The organism is Variovorax sp. UMC13 (genome assembly GCF_014170375.1).
Lineage (GTDB): Bacteria > Pseudomonadota > Gammaproteobacteria > Burkholderiales > Burkholderiaceae_C > Variovorax.
Map to the genome: position 1 here is coordinate 39,895 of NZ_LZZW01000004.1, position 25,496 is coordinate 65,390.

Sequence of the window (25,496 nt, forward strand, 5' to 3'; positions counted from 1 at the left end):
GAGATGCGCCTGCGCTGGCGAAAGCCCTGGCCCGTCGGCATGCTGCTGATGATGGCGCTGGCCGCCTGCAGCACCGTGCCCGGAGAGGAAGGCGCCCGCCCTTCGCTGACGGTCAAGCTCATCGCCTTCAACGACCTGCACGGCAACCTGGAACCGCCGAGGCTGGCCATCGCCGCCCCCTACTCCACCGGCGGCACGGTGGCCGTGCCCGCGGGCGGCGCGGCCTACATGGCCACGGCCATCGCGGCGCTCAAGGCGAAGAACCCGCACCACGCGGTGGTCTCGGCCGGCGACATGATCGGCGCCTCGCCGCTGGTGTCGGCGCTGTTCCTCGACGAGCCGACCATCGAGGCCGTGAACGCGATGGGCATCGACTTCAACGCGGTCGGCAACCACGAGTTCGACAAGGGCCAGGCCGAGCTGCTGCGCATGCAGCACGGTGGCTGCGCGAAATACACGACGCTCGTGCCCTGCCAGGTGAACGCGGCCTTCCCGGGCGCCAACTTCGGCTTGCTCGCGGCCAACACGGTCAAGCGTGATGGCACGACGCTGTTCCCGGCCACGGGGCTCAAGACCTTCACGCAGGGCGAGGCCCAAGTCACGGTGGGCTTCATCGGCCTGACGCTCAAGGCCACGCCGACGGCGGTCACGCCCGCGGGGGTGGCGGGGCTCGCCTTCCAGGACGAGGCCGACACCGCCAATGCGCTGATCCCGGGCCTGCGCGCGCAGGGCGCCGACGTGATCGTGGTGGTGATGCACGAGGGCGGCACCACCACCGTGGGCTACAACGACAAAAGCTGCGCCGGGCTCAGCGGCAACGTGCGGCCGATCCTCGACCGGCTCGACCCGCGCGTCGACGTCGTGATCTCGGGCCACACCCACAGCGCCTATGTCTGCGACTACGGCCAGATCAATCCGGCCAGGCCTTTCCTGCTGACCAGCGCGGGCCAGTACGGCACGCTGCTCACCGAGATCGACCTGGTGGTGGACACGGCGACGCGCAAGGTCACGGCCAGGTCGGCCGACAACCTGATCGTGCAGGGCGAGGCCTTCACGCGCGGCGCGGACACGGTGGCGATCAGCGACCAATACCCGCGCTTCCAGAAGAACGCCGAAATCGATGCCCTGATCGCACGCTACCGCGCGGTCGCGGCGCCGCTGGTGCAGCGCGTGGTGGGCCGGCTCACCGCCCCGGCCAGCCGCGCGCCCACGCCCTCGCGCGAGAGCGTGCTGGGCAACCTGATCGCCGATTCGCAGCTGGCCGCCACCGCGCCCGCGGCCAAGGGCGGCGCGCAGATCGCGTTCATGAACCCGGGCGGCGTGCGCGCGGACCTGGTGCCCGGCGCGAACGGCGACGTGCGCTACGGCCAGCTGTTCAGCGTGCAGCCCTTCGGCAACAACCTGGTGGTGAAGACCCTGACCGGCGCGCAGATCCGCGCCCTGCTCGAACAGCAGTTCGCCAGCGGCACCAACACCCTGGCCACGCCGCGCGTGCTGCTGCCCTCGCGCGGCTTCCGCTACCGCTACGACCTGTCGCGCCCGGCCGGCGCGCGCATCGAGGGCATGACGCTCGACGGCGTGCCGCTGGCGGATGGCAAGGCCTACCGCGTGACCATGAACAGCTTCCTGGCCAGCGGCGGCGACAACTTCACGGTGTTCAACCAGGGCACGGACGTGCTGGGCGGCGACCTGGACATCGACGCCTTCGAAGCCTACCTGCAGGCCCACCCGGCGCTCGTGCCGCCGGCGGCCGACCGCATCACCGCGATCGGCACGGTACGCTGATCAGCGCGGCTCGGCCACGGCGCGGACCAGGCGCGTGGCGGGCGCGACCAGCGCGCGCAGGTCGCTCGAGCGGTCCTGCTCCACCGCTTCGAGGATCAGCTCGTTGATGCCGCCCACCACCGCCAGCGCGAGCTCGGGCGACAGGCGCGCGCCGCCGTCCGAGCCCGTGGCCAGCGCCACGAAGCTCGCGATCTGCGCGTTGACCTTGCGGCGCACCGCGAGGCCGGTCAGGCCCAGGCCCAGGATCTCGACGAACAGCGTCTTGAGCAGCACCGGGTCCTGCGCGAGGAAGTCGAGGTAGGCCGTGACGGCATGCTCGACCTGCGTCTGCCAGGGCTGCAGCGGGTCGACTGCCGCGCTCAGCACCCCCAGCGCCTGCTCGCTCGCGGATTCGTAGAGCGCGATCAGGCAATCGGCCTTGGTCGCGAAGTGCTCGTAGAAGCTGCGCCGCGACACCGCGGCCTCGCGCACGATGTCGGCGATGGTCGTGTCGGCATAGCCCTTGGCCGCCACCGCCTTCGCCATGCCTTCGAGCAGGCGGTAGTGGTGCGCGTGCTGCAGCTCGGGGCTTTCGGAGAAAGCGGTGTCGGTGGACGTCATGCGGCCCGATTGTCGAAAGGGTTGGTACTTGACAGTACCAGATTCGAAGTCCAGGATGGCGGTACGCATTCGTACCAACGCCTTTCTTCAGCCTCACACTCCGTTCCGCCATGACCGAGCTCGTCGTCCGCCGCCTGCTGATCGATCTGCAACCGCCCTTCGCGCGCGACTGGTGCGGCGGCGATGCCTTCTCCACCGCCTTCTTCAACGCGCTCTCGATGAGCTTTCCCTACGGCGAGCAGTTCTTCATCGACGCGGTGCGCGCCACGGTCGACACCTTGCCGCCCGAGCTGCAGGCGCGGCACAAGGCCGAGGTCAAGGGCTTCATCGGCCAGGAGGCCACGCACCGCCGCATCCACGCGCTGTTCAACGAGCAGCTCGAACGCCAGGGCCTGGTCGACCGCTGGACGCCGCGCGCCATGGCGCGCATGAAGGTGCTGGAAGGCGCCGACCCGCGCCATGCGCTGGCGATCACGGCCGCGACCGAGCACTTCACCGCGATGTTCGCCGACTGGCTGCTGGCCCATCCGCAGGTGCTCGACGGCGCCGAAGCACGCCTGAAGACGATGTGGCTGTGGCACAGCGCGGAGGAGTCCGAGCACAAGAACACGGCCTTCGACCTCTACCGCGCGGCGGAGGGTTCGCAGGCCTGGCGCACGCGCTGGTTCCGGCGCGTGACGACCCTGTTCCTTGCCGACCTCGCGCGCCAGACCGTGGCCAATCTGCGCCATGAAGGCCAGTTGTGGAAGTGGTCGACCTGGCGCAGCGCGGCGCGCATCCTGCTGGGGCGCGAGGGCCTGCTGCGCAGCAACCTGCCGGCCTGGCGCGCCTACTTCCGCGCGGACTTCCATCCCTCGCAGCAGCACAGCGGGCTGTCGGAACGCTGGCTCCACGACAACACCGCGGTGTTCGAGCCGGTCAACGCGCCGCGCCCGGCCGCCGGCTGAGCGGCGGCTGCGCCTACCAGCTGTAGCCGGCCGTCAGGTAGACGCTGCGGCCTTCGCCGTAGTAGCAGCCCGCGGCCGCGAGGCAGGTGGCGACGTATTCCTTGTCCGCGAGGTTGGCGATGTTGAGCGCCAGCCGCACGCCCTTGAGCGAGGGCCGCACCCGACCCAGGTCCCAGCGCAGTGCCGCGTCGTACAGGGTCACGCCCGGCACGCGGTAGACGTTGGCGTTGTCGCCGAAGGTCGCGCTGGTGTGGCGCACGCCCACGCCGAAGGCCAGGCCGGCCAGCGCCTCCGACTGGAAGCTGTAGTCGAGCCAGGCCGCGGCCTGGCGCTCGGGCACATAGGCGAAGCGCTTGCCCAGCGTGCTCACGCCCGCGGCGTTGGGATTGGCGCGCGTGACCCGGCTGTCGGTGTAGGCGTAGGAAGCGATCAGGTCCAGGCCGCGCGCGATCGGGCCGCGCCCTTCCAGTTCCAGCCCGCGCACGCGCACCTCGCCGGTCTGCTCGCTGAAGGAGCGGCTCAGCGGATCGGGCGTGAGCACGTTGGCCTGCGTCAGCTCGTAGGCGGCGGCGGTGAACAGCGCCTTCGAGCCCACGGGCTGGTACTTCAGGCCGACCTCGGTCTGCTTGCCCTTGGTGGGCTCGAACACATTGCCCAGGCGATCGGTGCCGGCCGCGGGCTGGAAAGAGGTCGAGTGGCTCAGGTAGGGCACCACGCCGTTGTCGAAGCTGTACATCAGCGCGGCGCGGCCGGTGAATTCGCCGTCGCTTTGCGTGACGTTCGTGACGCGGCCGTTGGCGGGCGTGAGCGTGCGGGTGGCGGTGTGGGCCTTGTCGTAGCGGCCGCCCAGCACCACGCTCCAGCGCTCCCAGTGCATCTGGTCCTGCAGGTAGAAGCCGGCCTGGCGGCGCTTCTGGTCGATGTGCGTGCCGACCGCGGGCACGATGCCGCTGTCGAGGCCGTACACCGGCCGGTAGGCGTTGAAGGGCGTGGCCAGCACGCGCAGGTTGGTTTCGTCGAAGGCCGCCTTCTCGTTGGAGAAGTCGACGCCGGCCAGCAGCGTGTGGCGCAGCGTGCCGGTGCGGAAGTCGGCCTGCAGCTGCGTGTCGACGGTCAGCATGTCGGCCTGCTCGGGAAAGGCCCAGGCGTAGCGCTGCAGCGACGCCGGGTTGCAAGCCGCCAGGCAGAAGGCCTGCACGCGCTGTGTCGTGGCGTCGACCTTGCCGTAGCGCAGGTTCTGCCGCACGGTGAAGGTGCCGTCGAGCTTGTGTTCGGCCTCCCAGCCGATGAAGCGCTGGCGGTTGTCGTAGCGGTCGAAGCCGGGCTCGCCCACGAAGGCGCCGCGCGGCAGCGCGGCATAGCGGCTGGTGTCGAGCGTGCCGGCCGCGGGCAGCGAGGGCGCGCCGCCGCCGCCGGGCGAATCGAGCGACTGCCAGTGCGCGAGCAGCGTGATGCGCGTGGCCTCCGAGGGGCGGTAGGTCAGCGAGGGCGCGAAGTAGGTCTTGCGCTCCGAGACGAAGTCGTAGGCGGTGTCGGCCTCGCGGTGCACGCCGACCAGGCGGTAGCGCCAGACGCCATCGGCATCGAGCGCACCGCCGAGGTCGAAGGCCAGCTGCCGGCGGCTGTGGCTGCCGGCCTGGAGCTCGACCTCGCGCACGGTCTCGGTCGTGGGGCGCTTGCTCACCATGTTCACCAGCCCGCCCGGCGTGGCCTGGCCGTAGAGCACCGACGACGGGCCCTTGACCACTTCGACGCGCTCCAGGCCCCAGGGCTCGATGCGCGGCTGCGAATAGCCGCGCGCGCCGAAAGGCAGGCGCAGGTTGTCGAGGTAGCGCGCCGGCGGCGTGAAACCGCGCAGCGTGAGCCAGTCGTAGCGCAGGTCGGTGTTGCCGTACTGCGCGACGATGCCGGGCGTGTAGCGCAGGCTTTCGACCAGCGTGGTCGCGCCCTGCGCATCCATCTGGTCGCGGGTGACGACCGAGACCGATTGCGGGGTCTCGAGCAGCGGCGTGTCGGTCTTGGTGCCGCCCGTGGCCAGGCGCGCGACGAAGCCCGCGACCGGGCTCTTGGCGGTCTCTTCGCCGGCCCGGGCCGTGACCAGCACGGTGGGCAGCGAGGACGCCTCGCCGTTCGCGCGCGCCTCGGGCGCGGGCGCGGGCGCCGCCGGCAGGCGGGCCACGCCGTAGACATTGCCGCTGCGCGTGGCCTGCAGGCCGCTGCCGGCCAGCGCGGCCGACAGGCCCTCGGCGACCGTGAAGCGGCCGCGCACGCCGGCACTCGAAAGGCCGGCCGTGACCGCGGCGTCGGTCGACAGCAGGATGCCGGCCCGGCCCGCGAACTGGCTCAGCACCGTGCCCAGCGGGCCGGGCGCGATGGCGTAGTCGCGCGCTTCGGCCGCGGGAGCCTGCGCCAGCACGGGGGCGGCGTGCAGCGCGGCCGCCACCGGGAACGCGGCCAGCGCGGCCTGCAGGGAGCGCGCGAGCACGCGCGGGGCGAGGAAGGAACTCGGGAAGGCGGTCGATCGTTTCTGGAACGCAGGCATGGCGGGCGGCTTTCAGGCAAGACGGGAGGGTTGTCTCCTGTGATGCCCATCGGCGGCGCCAAAAGGGAACCTCAGGCGCGATTATTTTTTCTTCGTCAGCGCTTCGCCGGCCCGGCCCCGACCACGGTCCACCACGGCAGCGGCCGGTGCACCTTCACCGGCAGGGTCGCCTGCAGCGCGGCCAGGATGCGCTCGGTGTCGGCCAGCGGATAGGCGCCGACGAGGCGCAGCTCGGCCACTTCGGGCGCGCAGCCCAGGTAGCCCGGGCGGTAGCGGCCCAGCTCGGCGATGAAATCCGCCAGGCGCATGCCGTCGGCGACCAGCATGCCGCGGATCCAGGCGTCTTCCTCGGGCGCGACCGGCACGGGCGCCTCGACGCGGTCGGCGAAGACCCGTGCCTGCTGGCCCGCGGCCAGCGTGCGCGGCGCGCCGACATCGGCCGGCCGCGCCTCGACCGCGCCCTCGAACACCGCGAGCCGCACTGCCTCGCCGCCCTCCTCGTGCCGCACCGAGAAGCGCGTGTCGAGCGCGGTGAGCCGGCCCTGCGGCACGTCGACCACCAGCGGCCGCGAGGCATGGGCCGCGTCGTGGCCGCTGGTCAGCAGCACCTCGCCCCGGTGCAGCACGATGCGGCGCAGACCGGCCGAGAAATCGACGTCGAGCGCGGTGGCGGTGTTGAGCCAGAGCCGGCTGCCGTCGGCCAGCACGATCTCGCGCCGCTCGCCGGTCTGGGTGCGATGGGCCGCGACCCAGCCGCGCCACGGCAGTTGTCCCGCGCCCAGCCAGGCCGCGAGGCCCGCGACCGGTGCGACGGCCAGCGCGCGCAGCGCGGTGCGGCGGCGCGCGCTGGCGGCCGCGCCGCGCGCGTCGAGCGCCCGCCGCGCCGGCAGCCCGGCCAGGCCGGCGAACTCGCCCGCCACCGCCTCCACACGCTGCCAGGCGGCGCGCTGGCGCGGGCCGGTGTCGAGCCAGCGCTGCCACTGCTGGCGCTGGGCTTCGCTGGGGCTGCCGGCCTGCAGCACGGCGAACCAATCGGCCGCCTGCTGCAGGTCCTCGAAGGCCGGGGCGCCCGGCGAGGACGACGGTGGCGACGCGCTCATGGCTGCTCGGCCAGCAGCAGGCACTGCAGCATCGCCTGCGCCATGTACTTCTTCATCATGCGCTCCGACACCTTCAGCTGCGTGCCGATCTCGGCGTAGGTCAGCCCGTCGAGCTGCGACAGCAGGAAGGCGGCGCGCGCCTTGGGGTTGAGCCGGTCCAGCATGGCGTCGATGCGGCACAGCGTCTCGAGCGCCATCAGCCGCTCTTCCGGCGAAGGCGCCATCGGCTCGGGCAGCACGGCCAGCGCCTCGCGCCAGGCGCGCTCGATGTCCTGGCGGCGCCAGTGGTTCACCACCACGCCGTGCGCCAGCGTGCGCAGAAAGGCGCGCGGCTCGGCCAGTGAGAGCGCATCGCGCGACAGCATCAGCCGCACGAAGGTGTCGTGCGCCAGGTCGGCCGCGCACGAAGCGCCGCCCAGGCGCCGCCGGAACCAGCCGAGCAGCCAGCCATGGTGGGCACGGTAGATCGCGTCGATGGAGGCCGGGGTGGAGGGATGCGAGGTGGCGGACACGGTGCGAAGGCGCCGGGCAGCGACCCGACAATAAGAATCGTTCGCATTCTAAGCGGCGATCGCAGTCCTCAGCCCAGGCCGCCGCCACGCCTTCCGCGATCCGCCTTCGGCAGCACCGCCGCCTCGGCCATGCGCTCGGCCTGTGCCTGCAGGCGCTGCAGCGCGGCGTCGAAGCGCTCGGCCTCGGCCGGCGCCAGCGCCGCCGCGAGCTCGACGTTGATCGCGCTCACCAGCGGAAAGAGTTCGTCGTAGAGCGCGCGGCCGCGCTCGGTCAGGCACAGGATCACCTGTCGGCGGTCGCTGGCCAGCGCCTCGCGCGAGACCAGCGCCTTGGCCACCAGCGAGCCGACCGCCTTCGAGGTGCGCGCGCGGTCGAGCTGCGCCTGCTCGGCCAGCTGCGACGAGCTCAGCGCGCCCGAACCGGCCAGCGTGACCAGCATGCGCCACTCGCGCCGCGTGATGCCGAAGCGGCCTTCGCACAGCCGCGTGACCATGCGGCCGGTCACGGCCATCAGGCGCGACAGGCGGTACAGGAGCAGGGCCTCCAGCGGTGGCGGGGTCATGGAACGGTCGCGGTTCGTACGGGTTAGTCCCGACGATGGTTGATTTGATCCATCGACTGTAGCGTCGCCAGAATCGCCAGCGTCGGCCTTGCGTCCACCGCGGCCCCGCCCCCACACCACGGAGATCTCCCCATGACCACGCCCTTCTCTTCCGCCCGGCGCCTCACGCGCCGCATGGCCGGCCTCGCGGCCGTTGCCGGCCTGTTCGCGATCGGCATGAACAGCGTGCAGGCCCAGGCCCAGCTCGACAGCCCGCTGCGCATCGTGGTCGGCTACGCCCCCGGCGGCGCGACCGACCGCGTGGCGCGCATCGTCGGCGACAAGCTGGCTGCCAAGCTGGGCGTGCCGGTGGTGGTCGACAACAAGCCCGGCGCCGGCGGCCGGCTGGCCGCGCAGCAAGTCAAGACCACGCCTGCCAACCAGAACGTGCTGATGCTGGCCAACCCCGCGGTGATGGTGGTGGCGCCGCTGGTCTTCAAGGACAACGGCTACGACGCCGAGCGCGACTTCGTGCCGGTCTCGCACGTCAACGACTACGACTTCGCGCTGGCCGTGTCGCCCACCCTGCCGGTGCGCGAGCTGAGCCACCTGCTGGCCTGGATGCGCGCCAACCCCAACCAGGCCAACGTCGGCGTGCCCGCGACCGGCAGCCTGCCGCACTTCTTCGCGCTGATGGTGGGCGAGAAGGCCAAGGTGCAGACGCAGGTGATCGGCTACCGCGGCTCGGCGCCGCTGCTCAACGACCTGCTGGGCGGCCAGGTGCCGGTGGCCATCGACACCTCCGACGTGGTGCTGCCGCAGCACGAGGCCGGCAAGCTGCGCATCCTGGCGCTGTCGGGCGCGCAGCGTTCGCCCTTCGCGCCCACGATCCCGACCTTCAAGGAGGCCGGCCTGGACCTCGCCGCCACCGGCTGGAACACCTTCTTCGCGCCCGCCACCATGCCCCGCGACAAGGTCGAGAAGCTGGCGCGGCTGATCCATGAAGTGATGCAAGACCCGGACACCACGCGCCGCTTCAAGGACTCGCTGATGACCCCGGTAGTCAGCACGCAGGCGCAGACCACCGCCATGCTCAAGGCCTACCGCGCGCAGTGGGCGCCCGTGGTGCAGAAGTCCGGCTACCAGCCATGAGGACAGCTCACCCCCAGTCTTCGCGCACTTCGTGTCGCTTCGCCAACCCCCTTCCAGGGGGCAACACCAGCGGCCCGGCAAAGCCGGTTCCGCGGTGTTCCTCGAAAGGGATTTTCGGATTTACTGCTCGGGTCCGTCCATGAAGAAACCCAATATCGTCTTCATCGTCGCCGACGATCTCGGCTACGCCGACCTCGGCTGCTACGGCGGGCGCGACGCGGTGTTCGGCCCGGTGTCGCCGGTGCTCGACGGCCTGGCGGCGAAGGGCCTGAAGCTCACGCAGGGCTACGCGAACTCGCCCGTGTGCTCGCCCACGCGCTTCGCGATGATCACCGCGCGCTACCAGTACCGGCTGCGCGGCGCGGCCGAGGAGCCGATCCGCAGCGACAGCCGCGGCAGCAGCGCGCTGGGGCTGCCGCCCGAGCACCCCACCCTGCCCTCGCTGCTGCGGGACAGCGGCTACCGCACCGCGCTGATCGGCAAGTGGCACCTCGGCTACCCGCCGCACTTCGGGCCGCTGCGCTCGGGTTACGAGGAGTTCTTCGGTCCGCTGTCGGGCGGGGTCGACTACTTCACGCACTGCGATTCCTCGGGCCGCCACGACCTCTGGGCCGGCGAGGAGGACGCGCAGCACGAGGGCTACCTCACCGACCTGCTGTCGCAGCGCGCGGTCGACTATGTCGAGCGCATGGCGCAGCAGGACGCCCCCTTCTTCCTGAGCCTGCACTACACCGCGCCGCACTGGCCCTGGGAGACGCGTGACGACGCCGACAAGGCGCCCGCGGTGAAGGACAACCTGTTCGACCTCGCGGGCGGCAACATCCACGTCTACCGCCGCATGGTCCATCACATGGACGAGGGCATCGGCCAGCTGATGGCCGCGCTCGAGAAGCACGGCCTGGCCGAGAACACGCTGGTGGTCTTCACCAGCGACAACGGCGGCGAACGCTTCTCCGACAGCTGGCCGCTGGTGGGCGGCAAGATGGACCTCACCGAGGGCGGCATCCGCGTGCCCTGGATCGCGCACTGGCCCGCGGTGATCGCACCCGGCGGCGAGAGCCGGCAGCTGTGCATGACCATGGACTGGTCGGCCACCATGCTCGATGCCGCGGGCGTGGCGCCCGCGCCCGGCTACGCGCTCGACGGCGTGTCGCTGATGCCGGTGCTGCGCGACGCGGCCCACAGCTTCGACCGCCCGCTGCACTGGCGCATGAACCACCGCGGCCAGCAGGCGCTGCGCCATGGCGACTGGAAGTACCTGCGCGTGGACGGCAACGAGTACCTGTTCAACATCCCGGCCGACGAACGCGAGCGCGCCAACCAGGCGCGGCGCGAACCCGAGCGGCTGGCGCAGATGCGCGCCGACTGGGAGGCCTGGAACGCCGGCATGCCGGCGATTCCGGCGGATGCGACGGTGAGCCTGGGGTATTCGGTGAAGGACATGCCGCAGCGCTGAGCGTTTTCCTATAATTCCTTACCTTTTGTAAGGAGAGAAGATGGCCATTGCCACCATGACCAGCAAGGGACAGTTCACGATGCCCCTGTCCGTTCGCAAGGCGCTCGGTTTGCAGCCGGGTGCCAAAGTGGACTTCATCGCACAAGGCGACGGCTTCAAGGTCGTTGCACTCGATACGCACGTCTCGACGCTCAAGGGACGGTTCGCTGGGCGCGTTGCCAAGCCTGTCAGCATCGAAGCGATGAACAAGGCCATTGCCGAAGGCTCTTCGTCGGGCCATCGCAAACCACCGCGCTAAGACTGCCGCATGATCGGCCTCGATACCAACGTGCTCGTGCGCTATCTGGCGCAAGATGACCCCAAGCAATCGGCCATTGCCACGCGCTTCATCGAAACCCAACTTGACGAGCGCGTACCGGGCTTCATCAGCCTGGTCGTTCTCGTCGAGCTGTGCTGGGTGCTCGAGCGAATCTACGCCGCGACACCAACGGAAATCGGCGAGATGGTCGATGACCTGCTGAACACACCAACCTTCCATCTGCAGAACCGGGAAGCAGTACACGAAGCAACTCGGCAGTTGCTCACAGCGCGAAACACCAAGGCGCAAGGCGCAGGCTTTGCAGATCGGGTGATTGCACAAGTTGCGTTGAAAGAAGGCTGCTCGTCGACCGTGAGCTTCGACCGCGCCGCAGTGCGCAGCGCCGGCATGACGCTGCTGAGCTAAGGGGCGCCGCCCCTACAACACCTTGACCGCGCGCCCGATGAACTGGATCGGCCCGGTCGGGCGGTCCAGCGGCGAGCCGTTGGCCGGCTCCAGCGTGAGTTCGAACAGCTGGTTGGCCTCCAGCGGCGGCAGCTTGTCCAGCGGCACGCGCAGCGGCTGGCCCGGCGTGACCAGGCCCAGCGACACCGGGCCGCGCCAAGCGTCGGCCTTGGTCCAGAACTGCAGCGACTTGTCGCTCGGCACCGCCACCGTGCCCAGCGGGATCAGGCTCAGCTGCTCCTGCTGGCGGCCGCCGGTCTGCACCACCCAGCCCGGTGCCTTGTCCTGCGGCGCGACCAGCACCACCATGTACTGCGGCACCGCGGGGGCCTGCACGCGCAGCACCAGCACGGCCGCCATCACGGCCGCGGCCGCGAAGCCGGAGCCCGCGAGGCCGCGCCAGAGGTTCAGGTTGTTCCACCAGCCCTGCACGCCCGAGACGGCGCGGCGCGTGTTCGCCGAGACGGACGCAGCCGAGGGCCGCACGCTGGCCTCGATGCGCCGCCACAGCGAGGGCGAAGGCTCGACCGGTTCGGCCAGCGCGGTCAGGGGATGCAGCCGCTGTTCCCACGCATCGACCGCGTCGCGCAGCGCGCGATCGCTCGCCATGCGCGACTCGACCTCGCGGCGGCGCGCGGCCGAGAGCGTGCCCAGCACGTACTCGCCCGCCAGCGCCTGCAGGGCGTCGTCGTCGTTGGCGGCGTCAAAAGGGTTGTTCGGGTTCATGTCATGCACTCGCGCAGCGCGCGCATGCCGCGCTGGATCCAGGCCTTGACCGTGCCCAGCGGCGTCTTCGTGCGCTCGGCGATCTCGCCGTGCGAGCAGCCGTCGACATAGGCCAGCACGATGCACTCGCGCCGTCCGGGTTCCAGTTGGTCGAGGCAGCCATCGAGACGGCCGAGCTCGACGCGGGTCTCGGCCGCATCGCGTGTCGTCGCATGGTGGTCCACCGCCATTCCGTCCTCGAGCGCCGTCGCGGTCTCTTCATCGACCGGCACGTCGCGCGCGTTGTTGCGAACCCAGCTCAGCGCGGCGTTGCGCACCACGCTGTAGATCCAGCCGCGGCCCGCGCCGCGTGCCGCATCGAAGGTGCCGGCGCGCTGCCAGATCGCGACGAAGGCGTCGTGCAGCACGTCCTCGGCGACCTGGCGCTGCCGCACGATGCGCAGCGCCACGCCCAGCAGATAGCGGCTCTCGCGCGCATAGATCCGTGCGAGCGCGGCCTGCTCGCCCCCGGCACAGGCGACGAGCGCGGCTTCGTAGTCGAAATCGTCGGGAGCGGGCAAGGGCTTGGGAGGAAGGTCGAAGGAGCCCGGATATTAGTCGAGCCCACCGCCCTCAGGCCCGAAAGCCCTTGCCGCGCTGGCCGATCAGGCGGCCTTCCAGAAGATGTAGTCGGCCTGGTACTTGACGGTCGTCTTCTGGCCCTTGTTCATCGGCGTGCAGGGCGTGGCCGCCGGTGCCACACCGCCGGTCAGCGCGACGCGCTGGATGTAGGTCACGCCGTTCATCGCGCCCGAGCCCATCGCGGGGTTGGCCTTGACCAGCTGGAACGGCAGGCTGGTCGGGCCCGAGGGCGCGACCGCGAGCTGCGTGGCGGTGAGCTTGGAGCCGTCGTTCGCTTCCCAGGTGGCCGGCGGGCCGTAGTACTTGCCGACCTGCTTGCCCGCGCGGTCGTTGAGCACCGCATTGGGGCCGACGAAGACCCATTCGGTCTGGCCGGGCATGTTGGCCTTGTCGCGGCATTCGTAGGTGATGTCGCCCACGCCCACGGTTTCCCACGCCACCTTGTTGCCGGCGGGCACCTGGATGCTCGGCGGCAGGCTGGTCTGCGAGAACGTGGACATGGCGCCCTTGTTGCTCATCGAGCCGCAGGCGGCCAGGACGGCGGCGGAAGCCACGAGCGCGGTCACGGCGACGGGACGGAAGGAAGTCAGTTGACGCATGGGAAGCTCCTTGGAAGTTGCGGGTGGGCAGCGGGTTTTGCTTGCTGCTGCAGGTACTACCCACCAGACGCCGCTTTGGATGCAGCGATCCGCAAATATTTTTTCGCCTCGCTTTTCATTGGGGACTCGCGCGTAAACCCTCGGTGCGCGGCAACGCCTGCTTACCAGTGGCTGCATCCGTTGCCGCATCGCCCGCCGTATCCCCTGCAGGGCGAACGGCTTCCCGTCGATCGCCCCACCCGCTCCGCAGTGCATGTCGCACTGCGGTGGTCAACGTTGTTGCGGTGACTGCGTCGGAAGCGAAGCGTGCCGCTCAGGAGATGTGATGCTTGGAATTCCTGTGACTCTGGACCTCTTGCAGAAACGCACCGAGAAGCTTGCCGACCGGCGACGCTTCTTCCGCAAGGGCGGTGGCTTCGCGGTAGGCATGGCGGGCGGCGCGATCCTCGCGGCCTGCGGCGGTGGCGGCGGCAACGCGATCGGCCAGGCCACGCCGAACGGCGGCGGGCCGAGCGATATCGACATCCTCAACTTCGCGCTGAACCTCGAATACCTCGAGGCCCAGTTCTACCAGTACGCGGTGTTCGGCACCGGCCTGCCCGAGAGCCAGCTGGGCGGCAGCGGCAAGCGCGGCGCGGTGCGCGGCGGCCATGCGGTGCCGTTCAAGGACCCGGTGGTGGCGCAGTACGCCCGCGAGATCGCCAAGGACGAGGCCGACCATGTGCGCTTCCTGCGCAGCGTGCTGGGCAGCGCCGCGGTGGCGCAGCCCGACATCGACGTGAGCGCCGACATGAACGGCGCCTTCTCCTCGGCGGCGCGCGCGGCCGGGCTGATCAAGGCGGGCGAGGCCTTCGACCCCTACGCGAGCGACGAGGCCTTCCTGTTCGGCGCCTTCATCTTCGAGGACGTGGGCGTGACCGCGTACAAGGGCGCGGCCCCGCTGATCGCCAACAAGACCTACCTCGAGGCCGCCGCCGGCATCCTTGCGGCCGAGGCCTACCACGCGGGGCTGGTGCGCACGGTGCTGTACGCGAAGGGCATCGAGACGCCTTCGCTGCGCACCGGTGCCGACGCGATCTCAAACGCGCGCGATTCGCTCGATGCATCCACCGACGTCGACCAGGGCATCAGCGGCACGGCCGGCATGTCGAACATCGTGCCGCTCGACGACAACGGCATCGCCTACAGCCGCAGCCCGGGCGACGTGCTCAACATCGTCTACCTGACGCCGGCCGCGGCCGACAAGGGCGGCTTCTTCCCGAGCGGCGTCAACGGCACGCTCAACCTGAGCTCCGCCTTTGCCTGAGCCGTGGGCGGCGGATGCGCATCGCGCGCATCCGCCGCCATCGCATTGCGCACCTGTCCCAGGAGTCGACCATGGACCTGCCCTCGCTGCCCGTTGCCCCCTCCGATGCGGGCCTGCCTGCACCGCCGCACCACCACCCGTGGCGACGAAGGATCGGCTTCGCCATCGTGCTGGCCGGCGCCGCGGCGCTGGCCTGGCAGGCCGCGCAGGCCATCGACGGCAGCGACCCGCGCATGCGCGGCGCCATCCTCGGCGGGCTGTTTGCCGCCTTCGCGACCGCACTGGGCACCGTGCCCGTGCTGCTGTCGCAGCAATTCTCTCAACGCACCTACGACAGCATGCTGGGCTTCGGCGCCGGCGTGATGCTGGCCGCCAGTTCCTTCTCGCTGGTGATCCCCGCGCTGGCGGCCGCCAAGGCCCAGGGCGCGGGCGGCTGGGGCGCCGGTGGCATCGTGGGCATGGGCATCCTGCTCGGTGCCGCGCTGCTGCTGGCCATCGACCGGCTCGTGCCGCACGAGCATTTCGTCAAGGGCCTCGAAGGTCCGCAGGCGCGTGCGCTCAAGCGCGTGTGGCTGTTCGTGCTCGCGATCTCGCTGCACAACCTGCCCGAAGGCCTGGCCATCGGCGTGGCCTTTGCGGGCTCCGACCCGGTGGGCGCGACCGCGCTCGCCACCGGCATCTCGATCCAGGACGTGCCCGAGGGCATGGTGGTCGCGCTGGCCTTGCGCAGCGTCGGCTACGGCCGCTGGCTGTCGGCCGGGCTGGGCGTGCTGTCGGGCCTGGTCGAACCGATCGCGGCCGTGTTCGGCGCCGCCGTCATCGGCATCTCGGCGAGCCTGCTGCCCTGGGGCCTGGCGCTGGCCGCCGGCGCGATGCTGTTCGTGATCAGCCACGAGATCATTCCCGAATCGCACCGCAAGGGCCACGAGGCCTATGCCACCGGCGGACTGATGCTGGGCTTCGTGGTGATGATGCTGCTGGACACGGCGCTGGCCTGAAGCGGGCGCGCGAAGCGCTGTGGGCCGCGTCCCACGCTGCGACGGGCCGTCTGCCGGTCATCCGAAGGTGCGCCGCTTGCGTATCTACAGGGCAGACCCATGGGGCCGAGGTCCCGTCCTTTTGCTTTTCCTTTTCTTCAGGAGCTTTTTCATGAACAAGATCGTCAGCGCCGCAGCCATCGGCCTCTTCGCCTTCGCCGCCCACGCCCAATCCAACCCGCCGGGCGCGCCCGTGCCGCCGAACACCCCGGGCTATGCCACCGGCAAGTCCGAGATGGCGGGCGAAGCGCGCAAGAACAACCGTCCGCAGGGCCAGGTGAAGGGTCCGGCCGGCGATGCACCGCGCACGCCCGAAGGCGGCGCCATCGGCACCGACCGTGCCGCCGTCGCCGGCGAGAAGCGGGCCGAGACGCGCGACACGCGCCGCCCGAACAAGCGTCCGTCGATGCAGGGCGGCACGCCCAAGTAAGCACGCCGGCCCGAACCCGCCGCGGCGGCGGGTCAGGTCTTGGTCTGGACCAGCTTGATCACGCTCGAGAAATCGAGCGCGCCGTGGCCGGCCAGGCTGTGCGCCGCGTAGAGGTTGCGCGCCAGGCCGCCCAGCGGCGTGGAGGCGCGCACCGCGGCCGCGTTCTCCTGCGCCAAGCCCAGGTCCTTGAGCATCAGGTCGGTGCCGAAACCGCCCGCGTAGTTCTTCGACGCGGGCGCGGTGTCCATCACGCCCGGCAGCGGGTTGTATTTCTCGAGCGCCCAGTTGCCGCCCGAACTGCGGCGCATGATTTCCGACAGCACCTTGGGGTCGAGCCCGTTCGCCACGCCGAGCGCGATGGCTTCCGAGGTGCCGATCATGAGGATGCCCAGCAGCATGTTGTTGCAGATCTTCGCGGTCTGGCCCGCACCGGCCGCGCCCGCGTGGAAGATGTTGGCGCCCATCTTCTCCAGCACCGGCCGCGCGCGTTCGAGGTCGGCCTCGCTGCCGCCGACCATGAAGGTCAGCGTGCCCGCGATGGCACCGCCCGTGCCGCCCGACACCGGCGCATCGATCACGGCCACGCCCCGCTTCGCCGCGGCTTCGGCCACCTTGCGCGACGTGGCGGCCGCGATGGTGCTGCTGTCGATCACCAGCGTGCCGGGCGCGATCTGCTCGAGGATGCCGGGCTGGCCATTGCTGCCCAGGTAGAGCCCTTCGACATGGGCGCTGGCGGGCAGCATGCTGACCACGACCTCGGCGCCTTCCAGCGTAGCGGCCGCCGAGGCGGCGATCGGCAGGCCGTCGGCCGCGAACTTGGCGCACGCGTCCTTCGACAGGTCGAAGGCGCTGAGCGTGTGGCCGGCCTTGTGCAGGTTCAGGGCCATCGGGCCGCCCATGTTGCCGAGGCCGATGAATGCGATCTTCATTGCTTGTCTCCAGGTTGTTTGAATGCGGATGCGGGGACGGGTACCGGACGCAGAGGACGCGAAGGTTGCGCAGAAGGCGCAAAAGAATCCTTCAGAATTTTTTCCCTTCTGCGTCCTCTGCGAAAGCTCTGCGCCTTCTGCGTCCGGCGGTCCGATTGGCTCAGGTCAGCCCGACCAGCTCCGGCGCCATCTCGCCGCGCACGCGCAGGTGGTCCTCGACGAAGGCCGGCGTGATCTCGGCCAGCGTGGCGGGGTTCCACTTCGGGTTGCGGTCCTTGTCGACCAGCACCGCGCGGATGCCTTCGGCGAAATCGGCGTGGGCGCAGAAGCCCAGCGAGGCCCAGTACTCGAGCCGGAACACCTCGGCCAGCGACATGCGCGGCACGCGCTGCCACAGCGCCCACGACAGCGCGACCGAGCTCGGCGCGCCCTTGGCGTAGGTCTTCACGGCGGTCTGCAGCCACGGGTCGTCGCTCTGCAGCGCGCGCAGGCGCTGGTCGATGTCGAGCAGGTCCTCGCCGGCCAGCGTGGCGTTGATCAGGTCGTAGTGCTCGCGCAGCTTCGAGGCGGGCACCGTGGCGCCCTCGCCCGCCTGCGCCAGCAGCTTCGACATCAGCGCGCGGTCCGCCTCGGGCGTGCCCTTCCAGGCCGCGGTGGTGATGGCTTCGAGCACCTGTGTCTTGGCTGCATGCGGCACCAGCACGTCGGCCAGGCCGGCGAAGATGGCGTCGGACGCATTGACCTGCGCGGCCGTGAACGCGAGGAACAGGCCGGTGCGGCCCGGCGCGCGGCGCAGGAACCAGCTGCCGCCCACGTCGGGGTACAGGCCGATGTTGACCTCGGGCATCGCGACGCGGCTGCCGTCGGTCACCACGCGGTGCGTGCAGCCTGCCATCAGGCCCACGCCGCCACCCATCACGATGCCGTGGCCCCAGCAGACCAGGGGCTTGGGGAAGGTGTGGATCAGGTGGTCGAGCTCGTATTCCTCGCCGAAGAAACGCTCGGCGTATTCGTTGCGCTCGGCCTTGCAGTCCAGCAGCGTCTGGTAGAGCTGGCGCAGATCGCCGCCCGCGCAGAAGGCCTTCTCGCCCGCCGCGTCCATCAGCACGCCGACGATCCCGGTGTCGGCGGCCCAGGCACGCAGCTGCGGCGTGAGCAGGCGCACCATGTCGACCGACAGCGCATTCAGCGAGGCGGGTGCGTTGAGCGTGGCGATGCCGAAGCGCTGGCCGTTGGCGGTCGGGATTTCCTTGAAGAGAACAACTGGTTCGGTCATTGGGATTTCTTTGAGAGGGAAGACAAGCGGTGATTCTTACCGGATGTCGGCATCGCCTTCGAGCAGCTTGCGCGCCACGATGACCCGCATGATCTCGTTGGTGCCTTCGAGGATCTGGTGCACGCGCGTGTCGCGCACCAGGCGCTCCAATGGAAATTCGGCCAGGTAGCCGTAGCCGCCATGCAGCTGCAGCGCCTCGTTGCAGACGTTGAAGCCCGCATCGGTCGCGAAGCGCTTGGCCATCGCGCAGTAGGTGCTGGCGTCGGGGTGCGCGGCATCGAGCTTGCTCGCGGCCATGCGCACCATCTGGCGCGCCGCGACCAGTTCGGTCGCCATGTCGGCCAGCTTGAACTGCAGCGCCTGGAAGCTCGCGAGCGGCTTGCCGAACTGCTGGCGGTCGTGCAGGTAGCCGCGCGCCGCGTTCAGCGCGCCCTGGGCCGCGCCGACCGAGCAGGTCGCGATGTTGATGCGGCCGCCGTCGAGCCCCTTCATCGCGATGCGGAAGCCCTCGCCTTCGGCGCCCAGCAGGTGGTCGGCCGGCACGCGCACGTTGTCGAAGCTGATGGTGCGCGTGGGCTGGCTGTTCCAGCCCATCTTGTGCTCCTTCTTGCCGTAGCTCACGCCTGGCGCGTCGGCCGGCACCGCGAAGGCCGAGATGCCGCCCGCGCCACCGCCGCCGGTGCGCGCCATCAGCACCAGCACGTCGGTCGCGCCCGCGCCCGAGATGAAGGCCTTGCCGCCGTTGATGACGTAGTCGCCGCCCTGCAGCTCGGCGCGCGTCTTGAGCGAGCCCGCGTCCGAACCCGCGCCCGGTTCGGTCAGGCAGTACGAGGCCAGCTTGCGGCCGCTGGTCAGGTCTTCGCCCCAGGTCTTGCACACGGCCTCGGTGCCCCAGGTGCCGAGCATCCAGGTCGCCATGTTGTGGATGGTGATGAAGGCCGTGGTCGAGGGGTCGACCGCGGCCATCTCCTCGAACACCAGCGTGGCGTCGAGCCGCGGCAGCGCGAGCCCGCCCACGCGCTCGGGCGCGTAGAGGCCGCAGAAGCCCAGCTCGCCAGCCTTGGCGATGGCGTCTTTCGGGAAGAAGGACTCGGCATCCCAGCGCGCGGCGTGGGGTGCGAATTCGGCCGCGGCGAATGCGCGCGCGGTCTGGGCAAAGGCGTTCTGTTCTTCGGACAGTTCGAAATTCATTGTTGACGACCCTTCCAGAGATCGAGTGCAGCGGTGCGTTCGCGGGTCGACTGTTCGAGGCAGGTGTAGAACTCGAGCGGCCAGATCGAGCCGCCTTCGCTGCCCTTCGAGGCGGTCTTGCACCCCGGGTCGCGGCCCTTGAGCCAGGCCCGCTGCTCGTTGCGCAGCGCGGTGCGCACCTGCGGCGACAGCGACTTCATCACCTCGCCGTAGCGGATGTTGAGCGCCACGTCGGCGGCGCGGTAGTCGCGCACCGCGCAGGCGTTCATCTGCAGCTGGTTGCCGTCGGGCCGGCAGTCCTGCGGGTTCGCGTCATCGGCCGCCTGCGCGCCCGCGGCGCACAGCAGCACGGCCGACGCGGCCACCGCAGCGCGAAGCGCGCCCCTCACTTGAGGCTGATCGTCGTGTTGACGCCCTGGCTCACGGTGCTGTCGTCGAACCAGCGCGCGGTCACGGTCTTGGTCTGCGTGTAGAACATGATGACCTGCTTGCCGTAAGGGCCCAGGTCGCCGAGCTTGGAGGCGCGCGAACCGGTGAAGGAGAACATCGGGACCGGCACCGGGATCGGCACGTTGATGCCGACCTGGCCCACGTCGATGTCCTCCTGGAACTTGCGTGCCGCCGCACCCGACTGGGTGAAGATCGCGGTGCCGTTGCCGTTGGGGTTGCTGTTGATCAGCGCGATGGCCTCGTCGATGGTTTCGGCATCGGCGATGCACAGCACCGGGCCGAAGACTTCCTGGTCATAGATGGTCATGCCGGGCTTCACGCCGGTGAAGATGGTCGGGCCGACGAAGTTGCCCTTCTCGTAGCCGGGCACGGTGGGCTTGCGGCCGTCGAGCACCAGCTGGGCGCCGTCGGCCTCGCCCCGTTCGATCAGGCTGTTGACGCGGTCGAAGGCGGCGCAGGACACCAGCGGGCCCACGTCCACGCCCTTCTCGGTGCCGGCGCCGATCTTCAGCGTCTTGGCCTTGGCGATGAGTTCGGGCACCCAGTTGCGCGCCTCGCCCACCAGCACCGCCACCGACACCGCCATGCAGCGCTGGCCCGCGGCGCCGAAGCTGGCACCGGCCAGGGCGTTGAGCGTCTGCTCCTTGTTGGCGTCGGGCATCACGATGGCGTGGTTCTTCGCGCCCATCATGCATTGGGCGCGCTTGCCGTTGAGCGTGGCGCGGTTGTAGACGTGCGTGCCGACCTTGGTCGAGCCGACGAAGCTGATCGCCTTGATGTCGGTGTGGTCGCAGATGCCGTTGACGATGGCCTCGCCGCCATGGATGACGTTGAGCACGCCGGGCGGAATGCCGGCTTCGAGCGCGAGTTCGCACAGGCGCATCGTGACCATCGGGTCCTGCTCGGAGGGCTTGAGCACGAAGGTGTTGCCGGTGACGATCGCCATCGGGAACATCCACAGCGGGATCATCGCGGGGAAGTTGAAGGGCGTGATGCCCGCGCACACGCCCAGCGGCTGCAGCAGCGTGTAGGTGTCGACACCGTTGGCCACGTTGTTGGCCAGCTCGCCCAGCTGCAGGTTGCCGATGTTCGAGGCGTGCTCCACCACTTCGAGGCCGCGGAACACGTCGCCCTCGGCGTCGGGCAGGGTCTTGCCCTGTTCGGCCGTGAGGATCGCGGCCAGCTCGCCCATGTTTTCACGGATCAGCTGCTGCAGCTTGAGGAAGATGCGGGCGCGCGCGCCGATGGGCGTCTTGCGCCAGGTCTTGAAAGCTTCCTTGGCCGAGGCCACGGCGGCATCGAGTTCGTCGGGCGTGGCGAAGGGCACGCGCGCCAGCACCTGCTGCGTCGCGGGGTTGACGATGTCGCGCCATTCGGTGGTCTTGGATTCGACCAGCTTGCCGCCGATCAGCAGCTTGACGGTGGCGACCTGGGTGGTCGGGGTGGTGGTGGCGTCCATGGTGTTGTCTCCGGGTGAATGCGTAGGTTGCAGCCGGCCATCCTAGCTTTGCACTTTTGCAATGGCAATAGACAAATATGCACTCGCCATCTGCATAATCGCAACGCATGGACTGGGACAACCTGCGCTTCTTTCTCGAACTCGCGCGCTCGGGCACGCTGCAGAGCGCGGCCCGCCGGCTGGCGGTCGACCACACCACCGTCGCGCGGCGCATCCAGGCGCTGGAGAAGCAGGTCGGCTCGCCGCTGTTCTCGCGCGAGGCCGGCGGCCACCGGCTCACCGAGGCCGGCCGCCGGCTGCAGCCGCAGGTCGAGGCGATGGAGGGCGCGTTCCGCACCGTCGAACGCGCGGCGCCGGCCTCGCACGAGGGGCTGTCGGGGGTGGTGCGGGTCGGCGTCACCGAGGGCTTCGGCACCGTGGTGCTGGCGCCGCAGCTCGCGGGCTTCGCGCGCCAGCATCCGCGGCTGGTGATCGACCTGCTGGCCATGCCGCGGGTGGTGCACCTGTCGCGGCGCGAGGCCGACATCGTGATCTCGCTCGAGCGCCCGGCGCGCGGCCCGGTGGTGGTGAGCAAGCTCACCGACTACACGCTGCGGCTCTACGCCGCGAAGGCCTATCTGGCGCAGCACGGCCCGATCCGGACGCGCGAAGACCTGCAGGGCCACAGCTTCATCGGCTATGTCGACGACCTGCTGTTCAGCAAGGAGCTGCAGTACCTCGACGAGCTGCACAAGCCCGATGCCTTCGCGCTGCGCAGCACCAGCATCCTGGCGCAGCATGCAGCGACCACGGCGGGCCACGGCATCGCGGTGCTGCCGGCCTTCGTCGCCGAGCGCGACGCGTCGCTCAAGCCGGTGCTGCCGGCGCTGGCGCATTTCACGCGCACCTTCTGGATGTCGATGCCGGCCGAGACCAAGCACCTGGCGCGGATGCAGGCGGTGTGGAACTTCCTGCGCGAGACGGTCGAGACCCAGCGCGCCGTGCTGCAGCTCAAAGCACCCGGCTGAGACCGATGTGATGCTTCTCCATCAGGCGGTAGAGCGTCATCCGTGAGACACCCAGTTCGCGCGCCGCATGGGTCACGTTGCGGCCCACGCGGTCGAGCGTGAGGCGGATGGCATCTCTTTCGGCCAGGGTGCGGGCCGCATCGAGGCAGACAGCGGTCTCGCGCTCGTCGCCGGCGAGCTCCAGGTCGGCCGGCGAGACCAGGCGGCTGTCGGTCATGACCAGCGCGCGCTGCACGCGGTTGAACAGCTCGCGCACATTGCCCGGCCAGTCGTGCGCGCGCATGGCGGCGACCGCCTGCCGGCTGAAGCCGTCGACGCGCGTGCGGCTCAGCTCGGCCATGCAGCGCCGGTAGAAATGCTGGGCCAGGATCGGCACGTCCTCCTTGCGTTCGCGCAGCGGCGGCACGGTGATCGACAGCACGTGCAGCCGGTAATAGAGGTCCTCGCGGAACTTGCCGCTGGCCACGGCCTCGGCCAGGTCGACGTGCGAGGCCGCGACCACGCGCACGTCGACCGCCAGGCTGCGCGTGCCGCCGACCCGCTGGATGGTCTTCTCCTGCAGGAAGCGCAGCAGGTTGGTCTGCAACTCGATCGGCAGGTCGCCGATCTCGTCGAGGAACAGCGTGCCGCCCTGCGCCGAGGCGATCAGGCCGCGCCGCTCGGCCATGGCGCCGGTGAAGGAACCGCGCTCGTGCCCGAACAGTTCCGACTGCGCGAGCGCCGGCACGATGGCGCCGCAGTTCACCGCCACGAAGGGGCCGCCGAAACGCGCCGAACCGCGGTGGATGGCCTGCGCGGCCAGCTCCTTGCCGCTGCCGCTCTCGCCGCCGATCAGCACCGGCGCTTCGGTCGCGGCCACCTTCTGGATCTGCCGGCGCAGGCGCGCCATGGTCTCGCTCTCGCCCACCATGCCGAGCCCGTCGGGCGCGCCCGCGGCGACCGGGCGCCGGCAGGCTTCGCGCAGGCAGGCATGGCGGTAGGCGCGCGCCAGGATCTGCAGCAGGCAACTGGGGTCCAACGGCTCCGTGTGGTAGTCGAAGAAGGCCTCGAGCACCAGTTGCTGGAAGGATGGCAGCTCGAGCGCGCGTGGCGGAAAGACCGCGATCCATTGCGCGCCGTCGGTGCCCGGCGCGACCAGGGTGGCGATCTCCTCGACGAGCGCGGCATCGACCTGCTCGAGCAGCAGCAGGCCGATGCCGATGTCCAGCCGCTGCTGCAGGCGCCGCGCCGAGACCAGGTCGGCCGCCCAGTGCACCTCCCAGGCCTCGGCCCGCAGCTGCGTCTCGAGCAGGGCCTGCGGCCGACCACCCGGCGCCACGCAGAGGAGTCGTCGCGCGACCATGGCCGCACTAGAAGGAGAAGGGAATGCGTGCGGTGAGCGTGAGGTCGGGGGTGTCGCGTGTCAGACCGGCCCCGACCGAAATGTTCACCGTCCGCTTCGGGTCGTAGCGGTAGGAGTAGCCCAGCATCAGCGTGGCCAGCTGCGTGCGCACCGAGCCCGGCACCGGCACGCCGTTCTGCTTGACGCGGCCCACCGAATTCAGGTCGACGCCGATGCTGAACGAGGACTTGTCGTTGAGCGCCAGGCCCATGCCGAAGTTCATGCCGATGATGTCGCCGGCCCGGAAGTCGCCCAGGAACTCGCGCTGGCCGCCGAGCACTTCGCGGCTCACGTTGCTGCGCTTGAAGTTGTAGGCGTAGCTGAAGCTGCCGAAGAACACCACCGGGTCCGAGGGGAACAGCCAGGTGAGCCCGGGCTGCAGGGTGTAGAAGCCCGAGCCCGTGGGCAGGTCCAGCGGCAGGCCGGTGCCGGTGGTGTTGCCCACGCAGCGCGTGACGCAGTCGGTCACCACCTCGAAGGGGTCCTTGCCGGTGCGCGACTTGAAGCGCAGCGTGCCGATCATGTAGGGCGTCGACGCGTCGCCCTCGTTGAGCTGGTAGCGCGCCGTGACTTCGGCATCGCCCAGGTGCCGGCCGCTGGTCTCGAACACGTTGTCGATGGCCGAGCCGGTGAAGATCTCCCGGCTCACCGTGGAGTTCGAGCGGTAGACATAGGGCACACGGGCTTCGATCTCGAAGCGGTTGGTGATGCCGAAGCGGCCGGTCAGCGCGCTGGTGAGGGTGTTCTGCTTGACCTGCCGGACGTCGACCAGCCCGATCAGCAGCGAGGGGATGATGGTGTAGCCGACCAGCGCCACCTGGTTGCTGGACGAGTAGGCATACTGCAGCGAGGGCTCGAGCACCATCGTGCCCTTGGGCGTGAGGATGCCCGGCTGCTCGAACAGCGGCGCCACGTTGAGGCGCGTGTCCTGGCTCGGCGCCTGGCCCACCTGGATGGAACGCGGCGGCGCGGCGGCGATCGGCCGGGTGTCCACTGCCGCCGTGGCCGCGGTGGCCGCGGCGGTGGCCCGGTCGGAGGCGTTCCTGTTCTCCGCCAGCGAACGCTCCAGTTCGTCGTAGCGCGAAGCCTGCTGCGCCATCGACTGCTTGAGCGCCTCGATCTCGCGGGCTTGCTCGGCCACCTGGCGCTGCAGTTCGGTCAACGCCGCGGGCGCCCGGCGCGGCACGGGCGGTGCCGAGGGCGCGGCCTGCTGGGCCTCGACGGCCCCCCAGGCGGTCGCGGCACTCATGCAGAGGACCAGGTTCTTAAAGGCTCTTGGTTGTCGCATGCCGGCCCCTCATTTCTTTTTGGAACTTTCGTTGCAACGCATGCTATCGAGACGCGTTCCTCGCGCATTGATTTCCGCCCGAAATAATTGTTAACTTTTGTTCCTTACTACTTTCGGTACGTTTTTGACGCCATGAAAGAATCAATTGCACATATTCGAATTGGCGCGTTTTCCTCGGCAATTCGGCCTATTGCGAACGCCATAGCATCGACGCCGAGACAGAATATCCGACAGATTGCACGCGCCAAGTGATTGATTTTCATGGGCTTCATTTTTCAGGAGAGAAATCCAGTGTCACATCCATGTGACGAAAGCCGCCGATTCGAGGATGTTCGAAGCTGTAAAACAGCCGGAATTTCTTCGCTACCTGCAGCCAAAAGTATTGGCATTGAATTTG

At 69.8% G+C, this 25,496-nt stretch carries 25 protein-coding genes; 10 read left to right on the forward strand and 15 right to left on the reverse strand.

The window, feature by feature from the left end:
- Window positions 1-3 precede the first annotated feature (3 nt).
- Complete coding sequence (locus A9977_RS03035; protein ID WP_183023401.1) at window positions 4-1,785, forward strand: bifunctional metallophosphatase/5'-nucleotidase; 1,782 nt, start codon at window positions 4-6, stop codon at window positions 1,783-1,785.
- On the opposite strand, the gene A9977_RS03040 is transcribed toward A9977_RS03035, so the two are convergent.
- The gene (locus A9977_RS03040; RefSeq protein ID WP_183023402.1) at window positions 1,786-2,385 is read right to left on the reverse strand and encodes a TetR/AcrR family transcriptional regulator; all 600 of its coding nucleotides are present in this window, start codon (window positions 2,383-2,385) and stop codon (window positions 1,786-1,788) included.
- 110 nt (window positions 2,386-2,495) lie between these two features.
- Between A9977_RS03040 and A9977_RS03045 the strand changes: the two genes are divergently transcribed.
- Window positions 2,496-3,332 (forward strand): metal-dependent hydrolase, encoded by an 837-nt coding sequence (locus A9977_RS03045; RefSeq protein ID WP_183023403.1) that lies wholly within the window; start codon window positions 2,496-2,498, stop codon window positions 3,330-3,332.
- 13 nt (window positions 3,333-3,345) lie between these two features.
- Here the strand turns inward: A9977_RS03045 and A9977_RS03050 are convergent, their stop codons facing one another.
- From A9977_RS03050 to A9977_RS03065, 4 genes are all read right to left on the reverse strand, one after another.
- Entirely contained in the window at window positions 3,346-5,874 is a 2,529-nt protein-coding gene (locus A9977_RS03050; RefSeq protein WP_183023404.1) for a TonB-dependent siderophore receptor, read from the reverse strand.
- 95 nt (window positions 5,875-5,969) lie between these two features.
- On the reverse strand, window positions 5,970-6,974 hold the full coding sequence (locus tag A9977_RS03055; RefSeq protein WP_183023405.1) for a FecR domain-containing protein: 1,005 nt from the start codon (window positions 6,972-6,974) through the stop codon (window positions 5,970-5,972).
- Window positions 6,971-7,486: a sigma-70 family RNA polymerase sigma factor gene (locus tag A9977_RS03060; RefSeq protein WP_183023406.1), complete on the reverse strand. Its 516-nt coding sequence runs from the start codon at window positions 7,484-7,486 to the stop codon at window positions 6,971-6,973. The genes A9977_RS03055 and A9977_RS03060 overlap by 4 nt, the downstream gene beginning before the upstream one ends.
- Before the next feature lie 68 nt (window positions 7,487-7,554).
- Window positions 7,555-8,049, reverse strand: coding sequence for a MarR family winged helix-turn-helix transcriptional regulator (locus A9977_RS03065; protein WP_183023407.1), 495 nt, complete (start codon window positions 8,047-8,049; stop codon window positions 7,555-7,557).
- Between the two features lie 174 nt (window positions 8,050-8,223).
- Here A9977_RS03065 and A9977_RS03070 point away from each other — a divergent pair, with 174 nt between their 5' ends.
- The 4 genes from A9977_RS03070 to A9977_RS03085 all read left to right on the forward strand — a co-directional run bounded on the left by A9977_RS03070 (window position 8,224) and on the right by A9977_RS03085 (window position 11,360).
- The gene (locus tag A9977_RS03070) at window positions 8,224-9,180 is read left to right on the forward strand and encodes a Bug family tripartite tricarboxylate transporter substrate binding protein (RefSeq protein ID WP_259651792.1); all 957 of its coding nucleotides are present in this window, start codon (window positions 8,224-8,226) and stop codon (window positions 9,178-9,180) included.
- A 139-nt stretch (window positions 9,181-9,319) separates the two neighbouring features.
- On the forward strand, window positions 9,320-10,636 hold the full coding sequence (locus A9977_RS03075) for a sulfatase (RefSeq protein ID WP_183023409.1): 1,317 nt from the start codon (window positions 9,320-9,322) through the stop codon (window positions 10,634-10,636).
- A gap of 40 nt (window positions 10,637-10,676) precedes the next feature.
- Window positions 10,677-10,934, forward strand: coding sequence for an AbrB/MazE/SpoVT family DNA-binding domain-containing protein (locus A9977_RS03080; RefSeq protein WP_183023410.1), 258 nt, complete (start codon window positions 10,677-10,679; stop codon window positions 10,932-10,934).
- A gap of 9 nt (window positions 10,935-10,943) precedes the next feature.
- Complete coding sequence (locus A9977_RS03085) at window positions 10,944-11,360, forward strand: PIN domain-containing protein (RefSeq protein ID WP_183023411.1); 417 nt, start codon at window positions 10,944-10,946, stop codon at window positions 11,358-11,360.
- Between the two features lie 12 nt (window positions 11,361-11,372).
- Here the strand turns inward: A9977_RS03085 and A9977_RS03090 are convergent, their stop codons facing one another.
- From A9977_RS03090 to A9977_RS03100, 3 genes are all read right to left on the reverse strand, one after another.
- The gene (locus tag A9977_RS03090) at window positions 11,373-12,125 is read right to left on the reverse strand and encodes an anti-sigma factor domain-containing protein (protein WP_183023412.1); all 753 of its coding nucleotides are present in this window, start codon (window positions 12,123-12,125) and stop codon (window positions 11,373-11,375) included.
- Complete coding sequence (locus A9977_RS03095; RefSeq protein ID WP_183023413.1) at window positions 12,122-12,685, reverse strand: sigma-70 family RNA polymerase sigma factor; 564 nt, start codon at window positions 12,683-12,685, stop codon at window positions 12,122-12,124. Before A9977_RS03095 ends, A9977_RS03090 begins: the two co-directional genes overlap by 4 nt.
- A gap of 84 nt (window positions 12,686-12,769) precedes the next feature.
- Entirely contained in the window at window positions 12,770-13,345 is a 576-nt protein-coding gene (locus tag A9977_RS03100) for a DUF3455 domain-containing protein (protein ID WP_183023414.1), read from the reverse strand.
- A gap of 325 nt (window positions 13,346-13,670) precedes the next feature.
- Between A9977_RS03100 and A9977_RS03105 the strand changes: the two genes are divergently transcribed.
- The 3 genes from A9977_RS03105 to A9977_RS03115 all read left to right on the forward strand — a co-directional run bounded on the left by A9977_RS03105 (window position 13,671) and on the right by A9977_RS03115 (window position 16,118).
- Window positions 13,671-14,651: a ferritin-like domain-containing protein gene (locus tag A9977_RS03105; protein ID WP_183023415.1), complete on the forward strand. Its 981-nt coding sequence runs from the start codon at window positions 13,671-13,673 to the stop codon at window positions 14,649-14,651.
- Between the two features lie 71 nt (window positions 14,652-14,722).
- Window positions 14,723-15,649: a ZIP family metal transporter gene (locus tag A9977_RS03110; protein WP_183023416.1), complete on the forward strand. Its 927-nt coding sequence runs from the start codon at window positions 14,723-14,725 to the stop codon at window positions 15,647-15,649.
- A 151-nt stretch (window positions 15,650-15,800) separates the two neighbouring features.
- The gene (locus tag A9977_RS03115) at window positions 15,801-16,118 is read left to right on the forward strand and encodes a cell envelope biogenesis protein TolA (protein ID WP_183023417.1); all 318 of its coding nucleotides are present in this window, start codon (window positions 15,801-15,803) and stop codon (window positions 16,116-16,118) included.
- A 32-nt stretch (window positions 16,119-16,150) separates the two neighbouring features.
- Here the strand turns inward: A9977_RS03115 and mmsB are convergent, their stop codons facing one another.
- From mmsB to A9977_RS03140, 5 genes are all read right to left on the reverse strand, one after another.
- Window positions 16,151-17,047, reverse strand: coding sequence for a 3-hydroxyisobutyrate dehydrogenase (gene mmsB / locus A9977_RS03120; RefSeq protein ID WP_183023418.1), 897 nt, complete (start codon window positions 17,045-17,047; stop codon window positions 16,151-16,153).
- Window positions 17,048-17,207: 160 nt separating this feature from the next.
- Complete coding sequence (locus tag A9977_RS03125) at window positions 17,208-18,323, reverse strand: enoyl-CoA hydratase/isomerase family protein (protein WP_183023419.1); 1,116 nt, start codon at window positions 18,321-18,323, stop codon at window positions 17,208-17,210.
- A 36-nt stretch (window positions 18,324-18,359) separates the two neighbouring features.
- Window positions 18,360-19,514: an acyl-CoA dehydrogenase family protein gene (locus tag A9977_RS03130; protein ID WP_183023420.1), complete on the reverse strand. Its 1,155-nt coding sequence runs from the start codon at window positions 19,512-19,514 to the stop codon at window positions 18,360-18,362.
- A complete protein-coding gene (locus tag A9977_RS03135) occupies window positions 19,511-19,903 on the reverse strand; it encodes a lysozyme inhibitor LprI family protein (RefSeq protein ID WP_183023421.1) in 393 nt (130 codons plus the stop codon). The genes A9977_RS03130 and A9977_RS03135 overlap by 4 nt, the downstream gene beginning before the upstream one ends.
- The gene (locus tag A9977_RS03140) at window positions 19,900-21,423 is read right to left on the reverse strand and encodes a CoA-acylating methylmalonate-semialdehyde dehydrogenase (protein WP_183023422.1); all 1,524 of its coding nucleotides are present in this window, start codon (window positions 21,421-21,423) and stop codon (window positions 19,900-19,902) included. Before A9977_RS03140 ends, A9977_RS03135 begins: the two co-directional genes overlap by 4 nt.
- Window positions 21,424-21,530: 107 nt before the next feature.
- Between A9977_RS03140 and A9977_RS03145 the strand changes: the two genes are divergently transcribed.
- Window positions 21,531-22,430, forward strand: a complete 900-nt coding sequence (locus A9977_RS03145) for a LysR family transcriptional regulator (RefSeq protein WP_183023423.1) — start codon at window positions 21,531-21,533, stop codon at window positions 22,428-22,430.
- On the opposite strand, the gene A9977_RS03150 is transcribed toward A9977_RS03145, so the two are convergent.
- Window positions 22,414-23,772 carry a sigma-54 dependent transcriptional regulator gene (locus A9977_RS03150; RefSeq protein WP_183023424.1) on the reverse strand — a complete coding sequence of 453 codons (1,359 nt, stop codon included), beginning with the start codon at window positions 23,770-23,772 and terminating at the stop codon, window positions 22,414-22,416. The genes A9977_RS03145 and A9977_RS03150 overlap by 17 nt on opposite strands.
- A gap of 7 nt (window positions 23,773-23,779) precedes the next feature.
- Entirely contained in the window at window positions 23,780-25,060 is a 1,281-nt protein-coding gene (locus A9977_RS03155; RefSeq protein WP_183023425.1) for an acetate kinase, read from the reverse strand.
- Between the last annotated feature and the right edge of the window lie 436 nt (window positions 25,061-25,496).